At 72.2% G+C, this 19,114-nt stretch carries 12 protein-coding genes; 6 read left to right on the top strand and 6 right to left on the bottom strand.

The genetic code is table 11. From position 1 onward, the window contains the following. Positions 1-10: 10 nt before the first annotated feature. Entirely contained in the window at positions 11-1,573 is a 1,563-nt protein-coding gene (locus ACIQF6_RS18440; protein ID WP_400896078.1) for an alkaline phosphatase family protein, read from the bottom strand. Positions 1,574-1,756: 183 nt separating this feature from the next. Here ACIQF6_RS18440 and ACIQF6_RS18435 point away from each other — a divergent pair, with 183 nt between their 5' ends. Both ACIQF6_RS18435 and ACIQF6_RS18430 read left to right on the top strand, forming a co-directional pair. Next, positions 1,757-2,524, top strand: a complete 768-nt coding sequence (locus ACIQF6_RS18435) for a GntR family transcriptional regulator (RefSeq protein WP_400896076.1) — start codon at positions 1,757-1,759, stop codon at positions 2,522-2,524. A gap of 122 nt (positions 2,525-2,646) precedes the next feature. Continuing rightward, positions 2,647-5,001 (top strand): glycoside hydrolase family 9 protein, encoded by a 2,355-nt coding sequence (locus tag ACIQF6_RS18430; RefSeq protein ID WP_400896074.1) that lies wholly within the window; start codon positions 2,647-2,649, stop codon positions 4,999-5,001. A 34-nt stretch (positions 5,002-5,035) separates the two neighbouring features. Here ACIQF6_RS18430 and ACIQF6_RS18425 read toward each other — a convergent pair whose 3' ends face one another. Beyond that, positions 5,036-5,932: a chitosanase gene (locus ACIQF6_RS18425; protein WP_400896072.1), complete on the bottom strand. Its 897-nt coding sequence runs from the start codon at positions 5,930-5,932 to the stop codon at positions 5,036-5,038. Between the two features lie 720 nt (positions 5,933-6,652). Between ACIQF6_RS18425 and ACIQF6_RS18420 the strand changes: the two genes are divergently transcribed. Together ACIQF6_RS18420 and ACIQF6_RS18415 are read left to right on the top strand one after the other, a co-directional pair. Beyond that, positions 6,653-8,806, top strand: a complete 2,154-nt coding sequence (locus tag ACIQF6_RS18420; protein ID WP_400896070.1) for a M4 family metallopeptidase — start codon at positions 6,653-6,655, stop codon at positions 8,804-8,806. 112 nt (positions 8,807-8,918) lie between these two features. Next, complete coding sequence (locus ACIQF6_RS18415) at positions 8,919-11,684, top strand: AAA family ATPase (RefSeq protein WP_400896068.1); 2,766 nt, start codon at positions 8,919-8,921, stop codon at positions 11,682-11,684. A gap of 173 nt (positions 11,685-11,857) precedes the next feature. Here ACIQF6_RS18415 and ACIQF6_RS18410 read toward each other — a convergent pair whose 3' ends face one another. Both ACIQF6_RS18410 and ACIQF6_RS18405 read right to left on the bottom strand, forming a co-directional pair. Beyond that, on the bottom strand, positions 11,858-13,462 hold the full coding sequence (locus tag ACIQF6_RS18410; RefSeq protein WP_400896066.1) for a right-handed parallel beta-helix repeat-containing protein: 1,605 nt from the start codon (positions 13,460-13,462) through the stop codon (positions 11,858-11,860). Positions 13,463-13,663: 201 nt separating this feature from the next. Beyond that, a complete protein-coding gene (locus ACIQF6_RS18405) occupies positions 13,664-14,200 on the bottom strand; it encodes a hypothetical protein (protein ID WP_400896064.1) in 537 nt (178 codons plus the stop codon). Positions 14,201-14,434: 234 nt separating this feature from the next. Here ACIQF6_RS18405 and ACIQF6_RS18400 point away from each other — a divergent pair, with 234 nt between their 5' ends. Together ACIQF6_RS18400 and ACIQF6_RS18395 are read left to right on the top strand one after the other, a co-directional pair. Further along, on the top strand, positions 14,435-14,704 hold the full coding sequence (locus tag ACIQF6_RS18400; protein ID WP_400896062.1) for a hypothetical protein: 270 nt from the start codon (positions 14,435-14,437) through the stop codon (positions 14,702-14,704). 91 nt (positions 14,705-14,795) lie between these two features. Next, positions 14,796-15,467: an HD family hydrolase gene (locus ACIQF6_RS18395; protein ID WP_400896060.1), complete on the top strand. Its 672-nt coding sequence runs from the start codon at positions 14,796-14,798 to the stop codon at positions 15,465-15,467. A 40-nt stretch (positions 15,468-15,507) separates the two neighbouring features. Here ACIQF6_RS18395 and ACIQF6_RS18390 read toward each other — a convergent pair whose 3' ends face one another. Further along, positions 15,508-17,676 (bottom strand): M4 family metallopeptidase, encoded by a 2,169-nt coding sequence (locus tag ACIQF6_RS18390; protein WP_400896058.1) that lies wholly within the window; start codon positions 17,674-17,676, stop codon positions 15,508-15,510. A 676-nt stretch (positions 17,677-18,352) separates the two neighbouring features. Next, entirely contained in the window at positions 18,353-18,895 is a 543-nt protein-coding gene (locus tag ACIQF6_RS18385; RefSeq protein ID WP_400896056.1) for an MOSC domain-containing protein, read from the bottom strand. Positions 18,896-19,114: the final 219 nt, after the last annotated feature.

Raw genomic sequence — 19,114 nt, 5'->3', positions numbered from 1 at the left:
CGGTCGCCGGTCAGCCGAAGACGACCTGGTCGACCGTCCAGAACGCCGAGTTGGTGCCGGTGTAGCGGAACTGGAAGCGCGCCGTGGACGCGCCCGCGGGCACCGTGACGGACAGGTGCTCGACGGTGTTCAGGTCGGCCCGGTAGGACTTGACCAGCTGCGGGGCGCCGTTGTCGAACACCACGTACAGGTCGCCGGTCTGCGGGCCGTCGATCTTGTAGTCGGTGGCGAACGACAGCGTGCCGCGGCTCAGGCCCGCCACCGGGTAGGCGGGGGAGATCAGCGTCGAGTCGAACTGGCCGGCGCCATGCGCCTTGTCGTCCCACTCGTCGGAGTCCGCGACCGCGAAGACGTTGCGGGCCCGGACGTTGGTCTCCCGGCTCTGGTTCAGCTCGGCGGCCGTCCAGAACTCGTCGGTGGCGAACGTCCAGCCGCGCCACTCCGTGACGCCGCCGGACGGCATCCGGGAGTTGTCGATCGACCAGCCGGCCGGCGGGGTGTGGGTGAAGCCCTTGACGGTGGAGCCGATGCCGGTCTCGTCCACCCGGGTCTGCAGGACCGGGCGCAGCGCGTCGAACGCGTCCGGGACGATCTCGTCCACCCGGGTCTGCAGGACCGGGCGCAGCGCGTCGAACGCGTCCGGGACGATCTCGTCCGCCGGCAGGCCGTCCAGGCCCCAGGCAGGGTTGATCGCCACGCCCTCGTGCTTGAGCACGGTCGGGGCGATGTCCACCGGCTTGACGTCGTAGCGGCGCGCACCGGGCTGGAAGCCCTGGCCGTTGAGGACCATCCAGGTCTGCCGCTCGTTGGCGGAGTTCCCGCCGTGGCCGCCCGCGTCGGTGTGGCCGTGGTCGGTGGTGAGGACCACCAGCCAGTCCTCCGAGCCGTACGTGGGGCGGGACTTGAGCGCGGTCATCACCTGGCCGACCAGGCCGTCCACGGAGTGGATCGCCGCCAGGTACTGGCTGCTGGCGCCGCCGTAGCTGTGGCCGGCCTCGTCGACCTCGTCGAAGTGCAGGAACACCTCGTCCGGGTTGCCGTGGGCGAGGTAGTCGGCGGCGTCGGCGGCGGTCTTCGGGTCGTTCTCGCTCTCCGGGATCCGCAGGTCGGCCCTGCCGTTGAAGACGTTCCCGGCGATGGGGTTCCAGGAGCCGATCACCAGCGTGGAGTTGCCCGGGTCGGCGGTCTCCAGCCGGCTCGCGAAGTCCGGGTAGAGGTCGAAGCGGGAGCCGGTGAACGCGTTGTCCAGCACCCGGTGCTTGTCCGGCCAGACGCCGGTGGCGATCGTCGACCAGCCCGGCCCGGAGAGGGTCGGCGCCAGCGGGTTCGCGTACAGGTTGGAGGTCGAGGTGGTGCCCGAGGCCATCAGCGCCTTCAGATTCGGCGCGTCCGCGGTCAGCAGCTTGTCGTACCGGGTGCCGTCGATGCCGATCACCAGCGTCTTGGCCTGCTTGGTGCCGTTCGGCAGACCGTTGTAGGAGGAGTCGGCAGCCGACGCGGTGGAGCCGGCGATCGGCAGCAGCGCGGCCGCGACGGCGATCGAAAGGGCGAGAGTGGTACGGGAGTTGCGCACGGGTTCTCCCAACGGGGAAGCGGTGGGGTGCGGTTGCACCGGCAGACCGAGGATGGGGTGGCGGGGCGAGCCGCGACCCCCTTCCGAGTCCACGATTGTATGAACAAGTGTCAAAATTCAGTCCAGACCGGTTATCGGTTCGTTATCGCCGGTGGCGGACCGGGCGGGACTAGGCTTGGCCGGGTGAACGACGGCCCCCGCCATGCGCCCCTCGCCCCCGCCAGGTCCGGCGTCCCCGAGCACGGCCGGGTGCCGAAGTACTACCTGGTCAAGGCCCAACTCGAAGAACTGCTGGACGCCCTGGGCCCCGGCGGTCGGCTCCCCACCGAGGCCGCGCTGGCCGAGCGGTACGGCGTCGCCCGGGCCACCCTCCGGCAGGCGCTGCGCGACCTGCTGGTGGAGGGGCGGCTGCGCCGTCGGGGCCGGGGCACCGTGGTGGCCGGTGCCAAGATCGAACAGCCGCTGTCGCTGGCCAGCTACACCGAGGGTGTCACCCGCCAGGGCCTGCGCCCCGGCCGCACCCTGATCGCCCTCGACCGCCAGCCCGCCGACTCGGCACTCGCCGAACGCCTGGCCGTCGCCCCCGGCGAGCCGCTCTGGCACCTGGAGCGCGTCCTGCACGCCGACGAGGAACGCGTCGGACTGGAGTCCACCTACCTCCCGGTCGCCCGAGTCCCCGCCCTGGACCGGGAGTTCGACCCCACCGGCTCGCTCTACGCCCACCTCCGCGCCCACGGCATCCGACTGGCCGGCGCACAGGAGCGGATCGAGACCGTCCTCGCCACCCCGCGCGAAGCCCTGCTGATCGGCGCCCCGCCCGCCCTCCCGATGCTGCTGCTGCACCGCCACAGCCACGACGGAGCCGGCCGGCCGCTGGAGGTCGTCCGCACGCTCTACCGCGGCGACCGGTTCAGCTTCACGCTCGACCTGGCGGCCCCGACCTCGGACTGACGGGGCGTCGTTCCCGGACATCCGACGGACCGTCAATTCGGTGGCGTGTATTGACCGTGTCCGGACGGCCCTCTAACTTCCAGGGATGGTAAGGAAGACTTCCTAACAGTTGGGAGCTGCTGATGGCCATGCCCACGAGACCGGCCCGACGTACCGCCCTCGGCGCCCTGCTCGCCGCCGCGCTCACCGCCACCCCGCTGACGCTCGCGGCCGGCCCCGCGCACGCCGCCACCACCGGGCTGATCCGGGTCGACCAGGCCGGGTTCCTGCCCGGGGAGACCAAGCAGGCGTACCTGATGACCAGCGCCGCGGTCTCCTCCGCGAACTGGAGCGTGGTCGACGCCGCCGGCGCCACCGTCAAGACCGGCACCGTCGGCGCCACCAGCCTCGGTTCGTGGAACACCGCCTACCCGGCCGTCTACCCGATCGCCCTCACCGGCCTGACCGTGCCCGGCACCTACCACCTGGTGGTCGGCGGCGGCGTCAGCGCCACCTCGCCGACCTTCAAGGTCGCCGACCCGGCCGCGCTGTACGGCAAGTTCGTCGCCGACGGCGTCACCTTCTTCCAGACCCAGCGCGACGGCAGCGACACCGTCGCCGGGCCGCTCGGCCGCAAGCCCGCCCACCTGAACGACGCCAGTGCCAACATCTATGCCGTCCCGTCGTTCCAGAGCGGCGGCTCCGACGTCATCACCAACGGCGACCTGTCGAAGATCGGCGGACCGGTCAACGTCGGCGGCGGCTGGTTCGACGCCGGCGACTACCTGAAGTTCACCCACACCGCCGCGTACGCCGACGCCGTGCTGCTCGCCGCCCAGCGCGCCCTCGGCAGCGCCGCACCCGCCACGCTCGGCGCGGAGGCGCAGTTCGGCGCGGCGTGGCTGAACCGGATGTGGGACCAGTCGAGCAGGACGCTGTACCTCCAGGTGGGCATCGGTTCCGGCAACGCGAGCGGCAGTTTCGTCGGCGACCACGACCTGTGGCGGCTGCCCGAGAAGGACGACGCCGACACCAGCACCGCCGACCGCTACGCCGCCGCCCACCGGCCGGTGTTCCGGGCCAACACCCCCGGCGGGCAGGTCAGCCCCAACCTGGCCGGGCGGGTCTCCGCCGCGTTCGCGCTCGCCGCGCAGGTGAACGCCGCCGCCAACCCCGCCCAGGCGCAGGCCTACTACCAGGCCGCCACCTCGCTGTACGCGCTGGCCAACACCTCGGCCCCGTCGAACCCGCTCACCACCGCCGCCCCGAACGACTACTACCCGGAGTCCACCTGGCGCGACGACATGGAGTTCGGCGGTGCGGAACTCGCACTCGCCGCGCAGCAGTTGGGGCAGAACGCCACCCCCTGGCTGACCGCCGCCGCCACCTGGGCCAAGGGCTACCTGGCGAACGACAAGGGCGACACCTTCAACCTGTACGACACCAGCGCGCTCGCCCACGCCGACCTGATCCGGGCCATCGCCGCGGCCGGCAACCCCGGCGGACTGGCCGTCGGCACGGCAGACCTGGTCGCCGACCTGAAGCGGCAGACCAAGGCCGGCGCCGACCGGGCGGCTGCGGACCTCTTCCACGCCGGCGGCACCTACACCGACTTCGACGTCGACTCGCACAGCTTCGGGCTGCTCGCCACCGAGGCGCTCTACAAGCAGGCCAGCGGCGACACCTCGTTCGACAACTTCGCCACCCAGCAGCGCAATTGGCTGTTCGGCGCGAACCCGTGGGGCACCAGCTTCATGGTCGGCGAAGGCACCACCTACCCGCACTGCATCCAGCACCAGGTCGCCAACCTCAACGGCTCCACCGACGGGACGGGCGCGGTCCCGATCGGCGCGGTGGTCAACGGGCCCAACGCCTCCAGCATCTTCAAGGGCGGACTCGGCAGCTACCAGAGCGGCATGAAGGCCTGCCCGCCCGGCGGCGCCGACCCGTACAACGCCTTCACCGGCCACAGCAGCCGGTACGTGGACGACGTGCGCTCCTGGCAGACCTCCGAGCCCGCGATCGACATGACCGGCTCGGCGGTCATCGGCGCCGCCCTCCAGCAGGCCGTCAACGCGCCCGCCGCGGCCGGTGACACCGGCTACGAGGCCGAGGACGCCGCCAACACGCTGACCGGCCGGGCCGCCGTCATCGCCTGCCCGGCCTGTTCCGGCGGCAGCCGGGTCGGCTACCTCGGCGCCGTCACCGCCGGAACGGGCACGCTCACCTTCACCGGCGTCACCGTCGCCACCGCCGGGACGTACCGGGTGCAGCTCGCCTACACCAACGGCTCGGCCGGGGCCCGGAGCGCCGAACTGTCCGTCAACGGCGGGCCGGTGCAGAGCGTGGCCTTCGCCCCGACCGGGGCCTTCACCACGCCCGGCACCGTCACGGTGGCGCTCGCGCTGGCGGCCGGCCGCAACACCCTCACCGTCGCCAACCCGTCCGGGGCCGCGCCCGACCTGGATCGGCTGGTGGTGCCCGGCACCCCCGGCTGACGCCGTCCGAGGACCGTCCCGGTCGGCCGGCAGGTCAGGCCGGGATGGTGTAACTGTCCCCGTACACCTTCCAGTTCAGCGGGGGCTGCAGGTCGAGGTTGCCGGCCTGGAGGAAGACCCGCTCCGCGGTGTCGATCCTGGACGTGTTGCTGTTCGGGTTGCGGGCCAGCATGTAGGCCTTGCGGGCGTCCAGGAAGGCGTTCAGGTAGGCGGTCTCGTCACCGCCCTTGGCCGGCGCGGTGGCCTTGCCCAGGGCGGCGGTGCGGATGGTGGCCAGGCCGATCGGCCCGTGCACCACCAGCGCGTCGTAGTAGGCGAACTGGCCGAGCGCGTGCAGCCCGTCCGTCCTGGCCTGCGTCACCGCCGGGGTGAAGTACTGCCGGTCGCGCTCCTCGTTCTGGGCCTGCTGGAGCAGCGGGTCCGCCGCGGCGAGCCGCCAGTCGCCGACGAAGGTCGGGTCGAGGCCCTGGTGCGAGGGGCTGCCGTCGAGCCGGGCCAGCGCGGGCAGGTACTTGGCGAGGACGTTGGCCGGCTTCAGCTGGGTGTAACGGGTGATCACGTCCGCCAGGTCGCCGGTGCCGGAGCAGAAGCCGATGATGCCGGCGGTGTACCCGTTGCCGTCGCCGATGTCCTCGATGTACGGGTACTGGGAGCGCCAGTCGAGGGTGGAGTTCTCGGCGCTGGAGACCAGCTCCTGCGCGTACTCCTTCCACTTCGGGTCGGTGAGGTCGGGACGCGGGGCGGTCGTCGCGGCGGGAGCGGCCGGGCTCGCACTGGGCTTCGGGGTCGGCGTCGGCGTGGACTTGGCCGCGGCGCGAGAGGTTCCGGCGGCGGCGCCGCTGTCGACGGTGGCGCCGGTGTCCGCGCCGCCCGGGTCGGCCGGGAGCGTGGCGGCGGTGTCGGGAGCGGACGGCGAGGGGGAGACCTGCATCGGTGAACCAGCAACTGCTGCGGGGGAGTTGGACGCAGCGGCGGATATGGACGGCGGGGCCGGGGGCCCGTGCCGCCGGGCGGCGGCGTTGCCCTGGGGATTCGCGGCGGTGAGGCCGGTCGTCACTGCCGCGGCCACCCCCACCGCCAGCGCCACCTGGACCGGGCGCGGCCGTCTACCGCTTCTGCTTGCTCCGCTCGGCATGGAATTTCGGCTCCGTTTCCTGTCGGCTACCGCCCCGCCCGGGGGAACGGGGCGACGGTCGGCCGGACCGGCGACCCCGCGCGGCCGAGGTTCCTCCCACCGAAACGGAGCGCCAGAGTCCGCACCGGGGCCTGACGCTACCTCAGTCCCGATGCGGTGTCTGCCCGAACCGCCGGGCCCGGCGCGCCGCGAGCCCCGACCGGTGGGGACGCGGGCCGCCGCCGCGCCGGGCGGTGGCGTCAAGGGGTGTTCCCGGAACGGTCCGGGCCGGTCGAAGAGACGGGCAAGTCGCCCACCCGGCACGGCAAAGGAGGCCCTATCGGAACGTCAGGGGTTGCCCTGCGAATGGGCAAGGATCACCCTTGCACGGCCCTTGTGGCATCGGCGAGGGCATGTCGCAAGGGCCGTCCGCGGATCTAGCGTCCTGCCGCCGAGCCGAAACCGGCCGGGACACCACACCCCATCGGTGTCACCGGCCGTCCCCCATCAACCCCGGCTCGGTGGGAGGAATACCCGATGAACCGCAAGACCGCCTTGGCGGCAGCTGTTGCGGCCGCCCTCACCCTGGGCACCGCCGCGATGGCCACTTCGCAGAACGTCGCGCAGGCCAGCGCCACCACGCAGGCCGGCGCCGGGTTCCAGGCGATGAGCACCACGGGCCGGACGGCCGCGCTCGACCAGGCCGGCAAGGAGGCCGCGGCGACGGCCAAGGCGCTGGGCCTCGGCCCGGACGAACGCCTGCTCCCGAAGGACGTGCTGGTCGACAACGACGGTGCACGGCACGTGCGGTACGACCGCACCTACCGCGGGCTGCCGGTGGTCGGCGGCGACCTGGTCGTGCACCGCGCGAAGAACGGAAAGATCACCTCCACCACCTGGGCGCACGACGGTGCGCTGAAGGTCGCCGGGGTGACGCCCGCGCTCTCCACGCAGGACGCGTCGAAGGCCGCCGAGCGCGGCGCCAAGCACGTCAAGCAGGCCCGCACCACCAACCTGGACACCAGCAACCTGGTGGTCTGGGCGGTCGGCAAGGTCCCGGTGCTGGCGTACCGCAGCACCGTCACCGGCGCGGGCGAGGCCGGCGCCAACACCCGCGAGGCCGTGCTGGTCGACGCGGCCAGCGGCGCCGTCCTCGACACCTACGAGGTCAACCCGGAGATCTCCGGCACCGGCAACGGCGTCAACGTCGGCCAGGTCACCCTGGAGACCAGCCAGGGCGGCAGCGGCTACACGCTGACCGACGCGCTGCACGGCTCCACGGTCGTCTACGACTCGTACAACAGCCCGCAGTCCAACCCCGCGCAGAACGCCCGGACCTTCAGCAAGTCCACCAACTCCTGGGGCACCGGCTCCACTTCGAGCCGCGAGAGCGCCGCCGTGGACGCCTCCTACGGCCTCGCCAAGACCTGGGACTTCTACAAGAACACCTTCAACCGCAGCGGCATCCGCAACGACGGCCGCGGCGCCCCGGCCTACGTCCACGTCGACAACCAGCTGCTGAACGCCTTCTACGACGACTCCTGCTTCTGCATGTCGTTCGGCGACGGCTCCTCGCAGAACGGCAACACGCCGCTCACCGCGCTCGACGTCTCCGGCCACGAGATGAGCCACGGCGTCACCGCCGCCACCGCCAACCTGAACTACTCCGGCGAGTCCGGCGGCCTCAACGAGGCCACCTCGGACATCTTCGGCACCATGGTCGAGTTCTACGCCAACAACTCCACCGACCCCGGTGACTACTACATCGGCGAGAAGCTCCACATGGGCAACGGCTACCTGCGCCGGATGGACAACCCGGCCGCCGACGGCAGCTCGCTGGGCTGCTACAGCAGCCGGGCCGGCCAGGTCGACGTGCACTACTCGTCCGGCATCGCCAACCACTTCTTCTACCTGACCGCCGAAGGCACCGGCGCCAAGACCATCGGCGGCCTCCCGCACAACGGCACGCCCTGCAACGGCGACACCTTCAACGGCATCGGCAAGGACAAGGCCGCGGCGATCTGGTACCGCGCCCTGACCACCTACATGACCTCCACCACCAACTACTCCTCGGCGCGCACCGCGACCCTGCAGGCCGCCGCCGACCTGTACGGCGCCAACTCGCAGGAGCGGTACATCGTCTCCAAGGCGTGGGCCGCCGTCTCGCTCGGCACCGCCCTGCCGGACCCGGGCGGCAGCACCTCCAGCCCGAGCCCGTCCCCGACCGGCTCGCCCACCGGCAACCCCAACCCCGGAAACGCCCTCGTCAACGGCGACTTCGAGCAGGGCGCGACCGGCTGGACGCAGAGCGCCAACGACATCACCAACTCCAACCAGCAGACCCCGCACGGCGGTTCCTGGTACGCCTGGATGATGGGCTACGGCTCCACCGCCAGCGAGACGCTGTCGCAGAACAACATCTCGGTGCCCGCCACGGGCAGCCCGAAGCTCACCTTCTGGCTGAAGGTCACCACCCAGGAGACCGGCACCACCCCGTACGACACCCTGAAGGTCAACGTCAACGGCACCACCCTGGCCACGTACTCCAACGCCAACGCCAGCGCCGGCTACGTCCAGAAGACCGTCGACCTCAGCGCCTACCGCGGCCAGACCGTCAACCTCCAGTTCGCCGGCCAGGAGGACGCGTACCTCCCCACCGTCTTCCTGCTCGACGACGTCTCCATCGGCTGACCGGCACCGCCCGATCAGCCAGGCTTAAAGGGGACTTAACGAACAGTCGTGAGGGTGTCGTGTTCATGTGACACCCTCGCGCAAGCCCGTCGAAGGCGGCACACTGACCGCCATGACCGGCATTCTTCCCGGCCCGGCCGGACCCGCCAGCACCACGGCAGGTCCGGCCGAGTCCGCACTCGTCGACCGTGCGCACCTGCTCGCCGACATCCGTGCCACCCTCGCCGCCGCCGGCGGCGTCCTGCTCCACGGCCCGGCCGGCATCGGCAAGACCGCACTGCTCGACGCACTCGCCCAGGACGCCGACGCGGCAGGGGAGTCGGTCCTGCGCAGCAGCCCCACCGCGGCCGAGGCGGACCTGCCGCACCTCGCGCTGATCGACCTCCTCGGCGAGACCCTTCCCGCGCTCGCCGAGGAACTCCCCAGCCACCTGCGCCAGGCCCTCGAATGCGCCCTGCTCCACCGCGCACCCCAACCCGGCGCCGCCACCGACCCGTTGGCCGTCCGGGTCGCCGTCCTGGAGACCCTGCGCCGACTCGCCCAGCGCGGCCCCGTGCTCGTCCTGCTCGACGACACCCAGTGGCTCGACGCGGCCAGCCGCCAGGTCATCGCGTTCGCCGCCCGCCGCCTCACCGACCGCCGGGTCCGCTTCGCCGTCACCGAACGGACCGAACACGCCGACGCCGCCCCCACCATGGCCGCGCTCTGCCCGCCCGCCGCCCGCGACCTCCCCGTCGGACCGCTCGGCGAACGCGGCACCGGCGCCCTGCTGCGCGAACGCCTCGGCCTGCGCCTCAGCGGCCTCACACTCAGCCGCGTGCACGCCGTCAGCGGCGGAAACCCCTACTACGCCCTGGAGTTGGGCCGCTCCCTGGCCGCCGGCGGCAGCGAGAGCGCACTCGCCACCGACCCCGCCCGCCCGCTCGACGTCCCGCACCGGCTGCGCGCCCTGGTCTCCGCCCGCCTCACCGAACTTCCCGACTCCGCCCGCACCGCCCTCACCGTGCTCGCCGCCGCCCGCCCCGGCACCGGCCTGCCCGCCGGCGTCACCGAGCCCCTCGCCGCCGCCCGCCGCCACGGCATCGTCCGTCAAACCCCCAGCGGCACAACCCAGTTCAGCCACCCGCTGATCGCCGAAGTGGTCCTCGCCGACGCCACCCCCGACGCCCTGCGCGACGCCCACCGGCTGCTCGCCGCACTCGCCGTCGACCCGGTCGAACAGGTCCGCCACCAGGCCCTCGCCGCCGAACACCCCGACCCGCAGCTCGCCTCCCGGCTCACCCGCGCCGCCGACACCGCCCTCACCCGCGGCGCCCCCGGCACCGCCGCCGAACTCCTCCGCCACGCCGCCCACCACACCCCCGACCCCGACACCGCCGGACGCCGCCTGCTCGCCGCCGCCCGCAACGCCGCCGCCGCCGGCCTGCCCGACCTCGCCCGCGCCTGCGCCGGAGCCCTGCTCGCCGCCCCCGCCGCCGACCTGCGCGTCCACGCCCGCCTGCTGCTCGCCCGGCTGCTCGGCCCCGACCACCCCGACGCCGAACCCCTGCTCGACGCCGCCGCCGACGACACCGGCGGCCACCCCGCCCTCATCGCCGCCGTCCACCAGGAACGCGCCGTGCGCGCCCTGCACCGCGGCGACCGGGCCGAAGGATTCGTCGAACTCGAAACCGCCGAGAAGCACGCCGACCACGCCGACAACCCCGACCTGCTCGTCGAACTCCTCGCCCTGCGCGCCCCCATCACCCTGCTCACCGACCCCGCCCACGGCCTCGCCCTGCTCGAACGCGGCTGCCGCCTCGCCGCCGGCCGGCCCCCCACCGCCGCCGCCGTGCTGTGCCGCGAAGGCCTCGCCGTCGCCGCCCTGCGCAGCGGCGACACCCCCCGCGCCCTCGCCGAGGTCGAAACCCTGCGCACCGAGACCGAAGCCGCCGGCCGCACCGAGGACCTCGCCACCGTCCTCTACATCGCCGCCTCCGTGTTCGAACGCGCCGGCCGCTGCACCGAGGCCTACGCCGCCGGCCGCGCCGCCCACGACCTGCGCGAACGCATCGAACCCACCCCCGGCCCCGCCCGGGTCCTCGGCGGCGCCGCCGAACTCAACGGCGGCACCGCCGACCGCGCCGCCCAACTCCTCGACTCCGCGATCCGCGCCGCGGAGGACGACCACGACCACGAATGGCTCGCCTACGCCCACGGACTGCGCGGCCGCGCCTCCCTCCTCCTCGGCCACCTCCCGATGGCCGTCCACCACCTCACCCGCTGCCAACTCCTGCTCCGCCGCATGCAGTTCAACGACCCCAGCGTCTTCCTGGTGGACGCCGACCTGGCCGAGGCACTCGTCCTCTCCGGCCGCCCCGCCGACGCCGCCGCCACCCTCGCCGACGCCCGCGACCGCGCCGGCCGACTCGGCCGCGACGTCGTCCTGCTCGGCCTGCACCGCGCCGAAGCCCACCTCGCCGCGCTCACCGACCCCCGCGGCGCCGCCGACACGCTGCGCGCGCTGCTCCCCGCCGCCCACCCCTACCCGCTCGAACTCGCCCGCGCCCACCTCGCACTCGGCACCCTCGAACGCCGCGCCCGCCGCCGCGCCGCCGCCCGCACCGCCCTCCAGGACGCCCACACCCGCTACGCCGCCGCCGGCTGCCTGCCGTGGCTGCGGCACGTCGAGACCGCGCTCGCCTCGCTGGACGCCCTGGAGGCCGACCCGACGCCGACCCAGCAGCAGATCCTCGGGCTGATCCGCAGCGGCGCCACGAACCGGGAGATCGCGGCGACGCTGCACCTGTCGGTCAAGGCCGTGGAGGCCAACCTGACCCGACTGTTCCGGCAGTACGGCGTCCGCGGACGGGCCGAACTGGCGAGATACCAGGACTGACGCGGCCGGCCACCGGGCGCGCGCGGCTCCCGGCGACCGGACGACCCGTCAGGACGGGCGATCAGGCAGTCCGTGGGGACAGACTGCCGGACGGTCCGTCAGGACGGGTTGCCAGGCAGTCCGTGGGGACAGGTTGCCCGGCAGTCCGTGGGGACAGGCGGCCGGACGGTCCGTCAGGACAGGTTGCCGGTGCCGGCGACGGTGCCCGAGCCCTGGTCGAGGACGGCCGCCGTGCCCCAGCCGCGCAGATCGTTGCCGGTGATCCAGGTACCGCCACTGCCCGCCATCACGCCGACGGCCGCCGACGCGTCGGCCGCCCCGCCGCTGCGCCGGACCAGGTTGCCCTGGATCGACACGTTCTTGGCGTTGTTGCCGATCCGGATGCCGTACTTGTCCGCCGCACCGTCGGTGTTCAGCCCGGAGAACAGGTTGTTGCGGACCACCAGGTCGTTCGAGCTGGCCATCAGGCCGTGCGTTGCGCACCCGGCCACCCGGTTGCCGCTCACCAGGGTGCCGTCGCTGAAGTTCACGAACAGACCGTCACCGCCGATGCCGGACGCCGCGTTGTTGGTGAGGACACTGTTCGGCGAGTAGTCCAGCTGGATCGCCTGGCAGTTGCTGGCCTTGCCGTTGCGCAGGGTGCCCGGTATCGAGTTGCCGCTGACCACGGCCTGCGGCGCGTAGCCGATGTAGACGCCGTGCTCGCCCTGGGTGCCCGTCACCACGTTGCCGCTGACCACCAGGCCGGTGATCGGCCCCGTCGCCTTTCCGGAGACGGTGATGCCGCCGCTCAGGCAGTCGGCGTTGCCGACGCCGTCGATGGTGTTGCCCTGGATCAGGATGCTCGCCAGCGCGTTCGGGCTGCCCGGGCTCTTCGACCGCACGTCGATGCCCGCGTTGCGCGCCGACTCGATGACGTTCCCCGTGATGACGGCCCGCGACCAGTCCGAGACCCGGATGGCCTCCGCGGTGGCCGCCTCGATCCGGTTGTCGACCACCCGGACACCGCTGTGCACGGCTCCCACCGCGCCGCCGTGATCGCCGCACAGCGAGCCGAAGTTGTCGTAGCCGGCCGTCCCGGTGGCCCGCAGCGTGCAGCCGGAGATCAGGACGTCGGCGCACGACGTGTTGTCGTACGGCGGCGCGGGCAGGTTCGCCGCGGAGGTCGCGCTGGTGATCTGCACCGCCTCCTTGTCCTTCTCGATCGCCGTGTTCAGCCCCTCGAAGACACAGTCGACCACCCGCACACCACGCACCGCGTTCAGCTCGATCGCGTGCGCCGACGGCACGTTGACGATCGTGCAGTCCCGAACCAGGATGTCCCGGGCGTGCGCGAAGGCCATGGCGTCGGTCTGCCGGGTGTACACGGCCCCCGCCATGTCCCACGTCCCGCCCAGCACGGTGAGCCCGCCCGGCCCGGAGTACCCCGGGACCTGGATGTTGCCGTTGACGTTGTGCACCAGCGCCGAACACGCCGCCGAGTTGCGGACGATCCGCGCCCCGTACGCGCTCACCGTGGTGCCCGCCGCCAGCAGCATCCCCTTCGTCAGCAGGTACACGCCCGGCGGAATCAGCACCGTCGCCCCCGCCCCCGCGGCGAACGCCTGCTGGAACGCCGACGTGTCGTCCGCACTGCCGTCGCCGACCGCCCCGAAGTCCCGCACGCTCACCACCGGCCCGGCCGCCGCAGCCTGCGCGGACTGAGCCCCGATCAACTGGGCGCCGCCGAGCACGCCGAGAGCGGTGCCGGTGGCCTTGAGCAGGCCGCGTCGGTCCATGGAGACTCCCCTTGTGAAGATCCGATGAATGGTGCCCAGAGCATAGTGATGCTCTGCGCCCGCACCAATCGGGGGTGGGGACCCGGCGCGGCGCGCCACCTGGGACGACGCCGGGTGACGGTCGGTCAACGACGCCGCCAGGACGGACGATCGCGGCAGAGACATGGTCGGTCGTCGGTCGTCGGTCGTCGTCGGTCGGCGTCAGCCGGCGGCGGAGTCGACCAGGTCCGCCAGTTCGTCGGCCGACTCCGGGGTCAGGCGGTAGAAGCCCTGGAGGCTGATGGACTGTTCGAGGCGGCCGTCCACCACGTGCTTCAGGACTCGGGTCCGGTTGCGGCGGTTGCGCCAGGTGAGCCGTTCCAGGAGGTTGCCCGGGATCGGCGTGTCGAAGGTGACGGGCGTGGCGTCCACGTGAATGGGCGTTGCGCCGCAGCCGTCGGTGCCGAGCATCCACCACTCGTCGTGGCCGGGGTGGGCCGGGTCGTGGCAGGTCACGGGGGCGGTGCCGCAGCAGTCGCCGCGTTCCAGGTCCAGCACGCGCATCCGGCTCACCACGAAGACCTCGCACCGGTTCACGTGCAGCGCGTACACGTCGTCGCCGGCCCGGGCGCCCGACCAGGCCGGCAGGGACGTGTGGACCCCGCCGAAGGCGACGGGCGGCCGCCGGCCCACGCAGCCCGCCTCGCGCAGCGCGCGGCACCGGGCATGGGTCCACAGAACTGTGAAGGCATCAGACATGCGGTGATCGTAGGAGCGGGCCCCGACAACGGTTCGGGGCCGCCCGGGCGACCCGTCAGGAGTGAACCTTCGCCCCGCGCCCGCCCGGTCGCCACGGGGAATCCTGACGATCCGTCAGGACCGGATGGCCGCACGGCCGCTTTGCGGGCCGTCATATTTCGTGGCTGTCTGATGATCGGCGGGAGCGTCATCGTGCCCCCGCCGCCAAGCGAAACCACTCGGAGGAGATCTTTCATGCGTGCTCTCAAGCGTGCCCTGGCCGTCAGCGCCCTCGCCGCCCCCCTCGTGCTCGGCTGCGCGGGGCTGGCCGCGGCTCAGGAGGGGCTGGACGCGTCCTGGGGCAAGGGCCAGTTCGTTGCGAACGGGGACGGCTCCGGTCTCGGCGACGCGAGTTCCACTGTCAGCTCCGACGGGGTCTCGCACGCCGACTTCTTTGTGTGGTCCGACGACACCGGCGTCTCCGGCTCCTTCACCGGCGCCGGCGCCACCTGGCAGAACGGCTGACCCTGCAAGCCCGGCGCCCGGCGGGAGCCCCACCCGCCGGGCGTCGCCGTGTGCCCGTCCGGGCGGTGGCGACCGTGGCACGATGAGCCGCATGAGCGACGAACCCCGCCCCCTGCTGGTGGACCGCACGCCCTTCCCCGCCGACGGCATCGACGAACGCCTGCGCGCCCAACTCACCTTCCTGGTCGAGATCGACCGGCTCAAGACGATCCTGCGGCAGTCGCCCCTGGCGGCCGCCGACCGACGGGAGAACGACGCCGAGCACTCCTGGCACCTGGCGATGATGGTCACCGTCCTCGCCGAGCACGCCGACGAGCCGATCGAGGTCGGGCACACCGTCCAACTCGTGCTGCTGCACGACCTGGTGGAGATCTACGCGGGGGACACGCCGTTGTACGACACCGCGGCGGGCGTCGACCAGGCGGAGCGCGAGTCGGTGGCCGCGGACGAGCTGTTCGGACTGCTGCCGCAGGACCAGGCGCTGCGGATGCGGGAGCTGTGGGACGAGTTCGAGGAGCGTCGCACTCCGGAGGCACGGTTCGCGAAGGCGATGGACCGGTTGCAGCCGCTGCTGCTCAACTGGATGGCACACGGCGGGACTTGGCGCACGCCCGGGGTGACGGCGGACGACGTCCGGGCCCGCAAGGCAGTGATCGGCGACGCGTCGGCGGCGCTCTGGGAGGCCGGGCGGCAGCTGATCGACGAGGGTGAGCGGCGCGGCTGGTCCCGCCCGGGCGGCGGCAACGACACGGCCCGGCCGTGAGAGCGGAGCACTCTCACGGCCGGGCGGCGGGGACGGAACGTCAGCCGACGTTGACGTCGTCGAGCAGGAAGACGGTCGGCAGTGAGGCGTCCTCCTGGCCGGCGAACTGGAGGTTGACGGTCTGGCCGCGGTAGGCGCTGAGGTCGACGGTCTTCTGGACGTAGCCGGCGCTGGCGTTGGCGTTGGAGTACGTGGCCAGGGTGGTGCCGTTGACGTTGACCTTCAGGGTGTCGTACGGGGTGGTGCCGGTCTCCTGGGTGGTGACCTTCAGCCAGAAGGTGAGCTTCGGGCTGCCGCTGGACGGGACGGCGATGTTGTTCTGGGCGAGGGTCTCGCTCGCGGCGTACCCGTAGCCCATCATCCAGGCGTACCAGGAGCCGCCGTGCGGGGCCTGCTGGGTGGAGTTGGTGATGTCGTTGGCGCTCTGCGTCCAGCCGGTCGCGCCCTGCTCGAAACCGCCGTTGACCAGCGCGTTGCCGCCGCCGGGATTGCCGGTCGGCGTGCTGCTGGGTGAGCTGGTCGGGGACGAGCTGGGGGTCGGGGTGCCGCCGCCCGGGTTGGGCAGGGCGGTGCCGAGGGAGACGGCGGCCCACGCCTTGGAGACGATGTACTGCTCCTGCGAGTTGGCGCCGTACAGGTCGGCGGCGGCCTGCAGGGTCGCGGTGCGGGCGGCGTTGTAGTCGGTGGTGGACGTCATGTAGGTGGTCAGGGCGCGGTACCAGATCGCCGCCGCCTTGTCCTTGCCGATGCCGCTGAAGGTGTCGCCGTTGCACGTGGTGCCGTTGTGCGGGAGGCCGCCGATGGTCTTGGCACCGGTGCCCTCGGAGGTCAGGTAGAAGAAGTGGTTGCCGATGCCGGACGAGTAGTGCACGTCCACCGAGCCCGCGTTGCTGCTGTAGCAGCCCAGCGAGCTGCCGTCCAGCGTCGGGTCGTCCATCCGGCGCAGGTAGCCGTTGCCCATGTTGAGCTTCTCGCCGATGTAGTAGTTCCCGGGGTTGGCCGGGTCGTTGGCGTAGAACTCCACCATGGTGCCGAAGATGTCGGACGTCGACTCGTTCAGGCCGCCGGACTCGCCCGAGTAGTTGAGGTTCGCGGTGGCGGCGGTGACGCCGTGCGTCATCTCGTGGCCCGAGACGTCGAGCGAGGTCAGCGGTGTGTTGTTGTTCTGCGAGGAGCCGTCGCCGAACGACATGCAGAAGCAGGAGTCGTCGTAGAAGGCGTTCAGCAGCTGGTTGTCGACGTGCACGTACGCCGGGGCGCCGCGGCCGTCGTTGCGGATGCCGCTGCGGTTGAAGGTGTTCTTGTAGAAGTCCCAGGTCTTCGCCAGGCCGAACGAGGCGTCCACGGCGGCGCTCTCGCGGCTGGCGGTGGTGCCGTCGCCCCAGTTGTCGGTGGAGTTGCTGAAGGTCTGGGCGTTCTGCGCCGGGTTCGACTGCGGGCTGTTGTTGGAGTCGTAGACGATGGTCGAGCCGTGCAGCGCGTCGGTCAGCGTGTAGTTGCCGCTGCCGTCCTGGCTGGTCTCCAGGGTGACCTGGCCGACGTTGACGCCGTCGCCGCTGCCGGAGATGCCCTCTTCGAGCTGGTAACTGTCGAGCACCGAACCCGTGTTGGCGTCGAGCAGGACGGCTTCCTGGGAGTGCGAGCCGGCCTCGCCCGCGCCGGTGACGGTGCTGCGGTACGCCAGCACCGGGACCTTGCCGGCCGCCCAGACCACCAGGTTGCTGGTGTCCAGGTTGGTGGTGCGAGCCTGCTTGACGTGCTTGGCGCCGCGCTCGGCGGCCTTCGACGCGTCCTGCGTGGAGAGCGCGGGCGTCACCCCGGCGACCTTGATCGCGCCCTGGTGGGCCCAGGTGGTGGAGGTGATCTTTCCGTTCTTCGCGCGGTGCACGACGAGGTCGCCGCCGACCACCGGCAGCCCGCGGTAGGTGCGGTCGTAACGGACGTGCCGCGCACCGTCGTTGTCGACCAGCACGTCCTTCGGGAGCAGGCGTTCGTCCGGGCCGAGGCCCAGCGCCTTGGCCGTCGCCGCGGCCTCCTTGCCGGCCTGGTCGAGCGCGGCCAGCCGGCCCGTGGTGCTCATCGCCTGGAACCCGGCACCGACCTGCCTGGTGCTGCTCGCCAGTGCGACGTTCTGCGAACTCGCCATCACGGCGGTGCCCAGGGTGAGGGCCGCCGCAACAGCTGCCGCCAGAGCGGTCTTGCGGTTCATCGCGTTTCCTCCCACCGAGCCGGGTTGACGGGGGGACAGCCGGCGGCACCGAAGGGGTGTGGTGTCGCGGCAGGATTCGGCTCGGCGGCAGGACGCTAGAACCGCCGCAAGCCCCTGCGACATGTCCGCGTCGAACGGCAAGGGAATGGCGGGGGAATGGCAAGGGAGAATGCGGACCCGGCCGAGGGTGACCCTATTTGACGAGTCATCAGTAAAGCGGCGGGAAAAGGAAGTTGTCCGATGCGCCAACGTATACCGGAAGCTTGCCCGACCGCAAGAAGTCTTGGCCTCGGCAATGCCCGGACCTGGGGGAGTCGGGAGGTCGGGCCGAATTCCGGTGCAGGCGAGGCCCGTTCGGGAGAGCGGGCGGGGAACGGGCGGGGCGGGCCGCGCCGGGCGGGCGGATTTCGCGGGCGAAATGGGCAGGGCCGGGAGGCGTGGCGAGTCGGGATTGCTCGCCGAAGGCCTCGCGCAGGCGCGGCGCGAGCGCGGTGATGCGCCGAGTTCGGTCACCCTCGGGGAAATGTTCGCCCACCGCGAGGCGGAGACCCGGTTCCGGGCCTCCGGCGGGGCGCGGTCGACCCTCGGGGGAGCCGAATCCGGGCGTCACGACCGAGTGGCGGCAACGCGCCCCGGGGCAACCGGGCGGCTGATGTGACCGGGACGATCCTGACCGTCAGACCCGGTCCAGCGGCCGGTGCGGCCCGTCCGGCAGCGTGACAGTGATGGAGTCTCCCGACCGGACCTCGCCGCCCGCGCGGACGACGCCCATGATGCCCGCCAGCCGGACGATCGCGCCGTTCTCGTCCCGCTTCACCACCTGCTTGAGCAGCCCGTGCCGGAAGTTGTCGATCTGCGCGCACGGGTTGCGCAGCCCGGTGACCTCCACCACCGCCTCCTCGCCGAGGTGCAGCAGGGCGCCGACCGGCAGGCCGAGCAGGTCCAGTCCGGAGGTGGTGACGTTCTCGCCCAACTCGCCCGGAGCGACGGCGAATCCGGCCTCGGCCAGCCGGTCGAACAACTCGGCGTGGATCAGGTGCACCTGACGGAGGTTCGGCACGGTCGGATCCTGCGCGACCCGCGAGCGGTGCTTGACGGTGACACCCGCGTGCACGTCCCCCTCGACGCCGAGACCCTCCAACAGCCGGATGGCGTCCCGGTTGGGCTTGCTGAACGAGTACGCGCCGTTGCTGCTGACCGCCATGACAGTGCCGGACATCCGGACCACCTCTCGTCGTCACGATGTTCCGTGCACCCACCCTAGTACTCCGGCTGTGGATCTTGATCCTTGCTCCGCCTCCTCATCGGCCGGCCCGACAAGTGGCGTGCAGGCAAGCGGTCTTGACCGATCGACGGGTGGCCCGGGGATCGGCTGCTCACACACGGGCCCCGAGCCGGTGCCCCGGTGGTGCCCGGTCGTCCGGACAGTGTCGACGGC

The organism is Kitasatospora sp. NPDC092948, assembly GCF_044754805.1.
GTDB lineage: Bacteria > Actinomycetota > Actinomycetes > Streptomycetales > Streptomycetaceae > Kitasatospora.
Note: the sequence above shows the minus strand (reverse complement) of the source record. Positions and strands in the feature narration are given on the sequence as shown.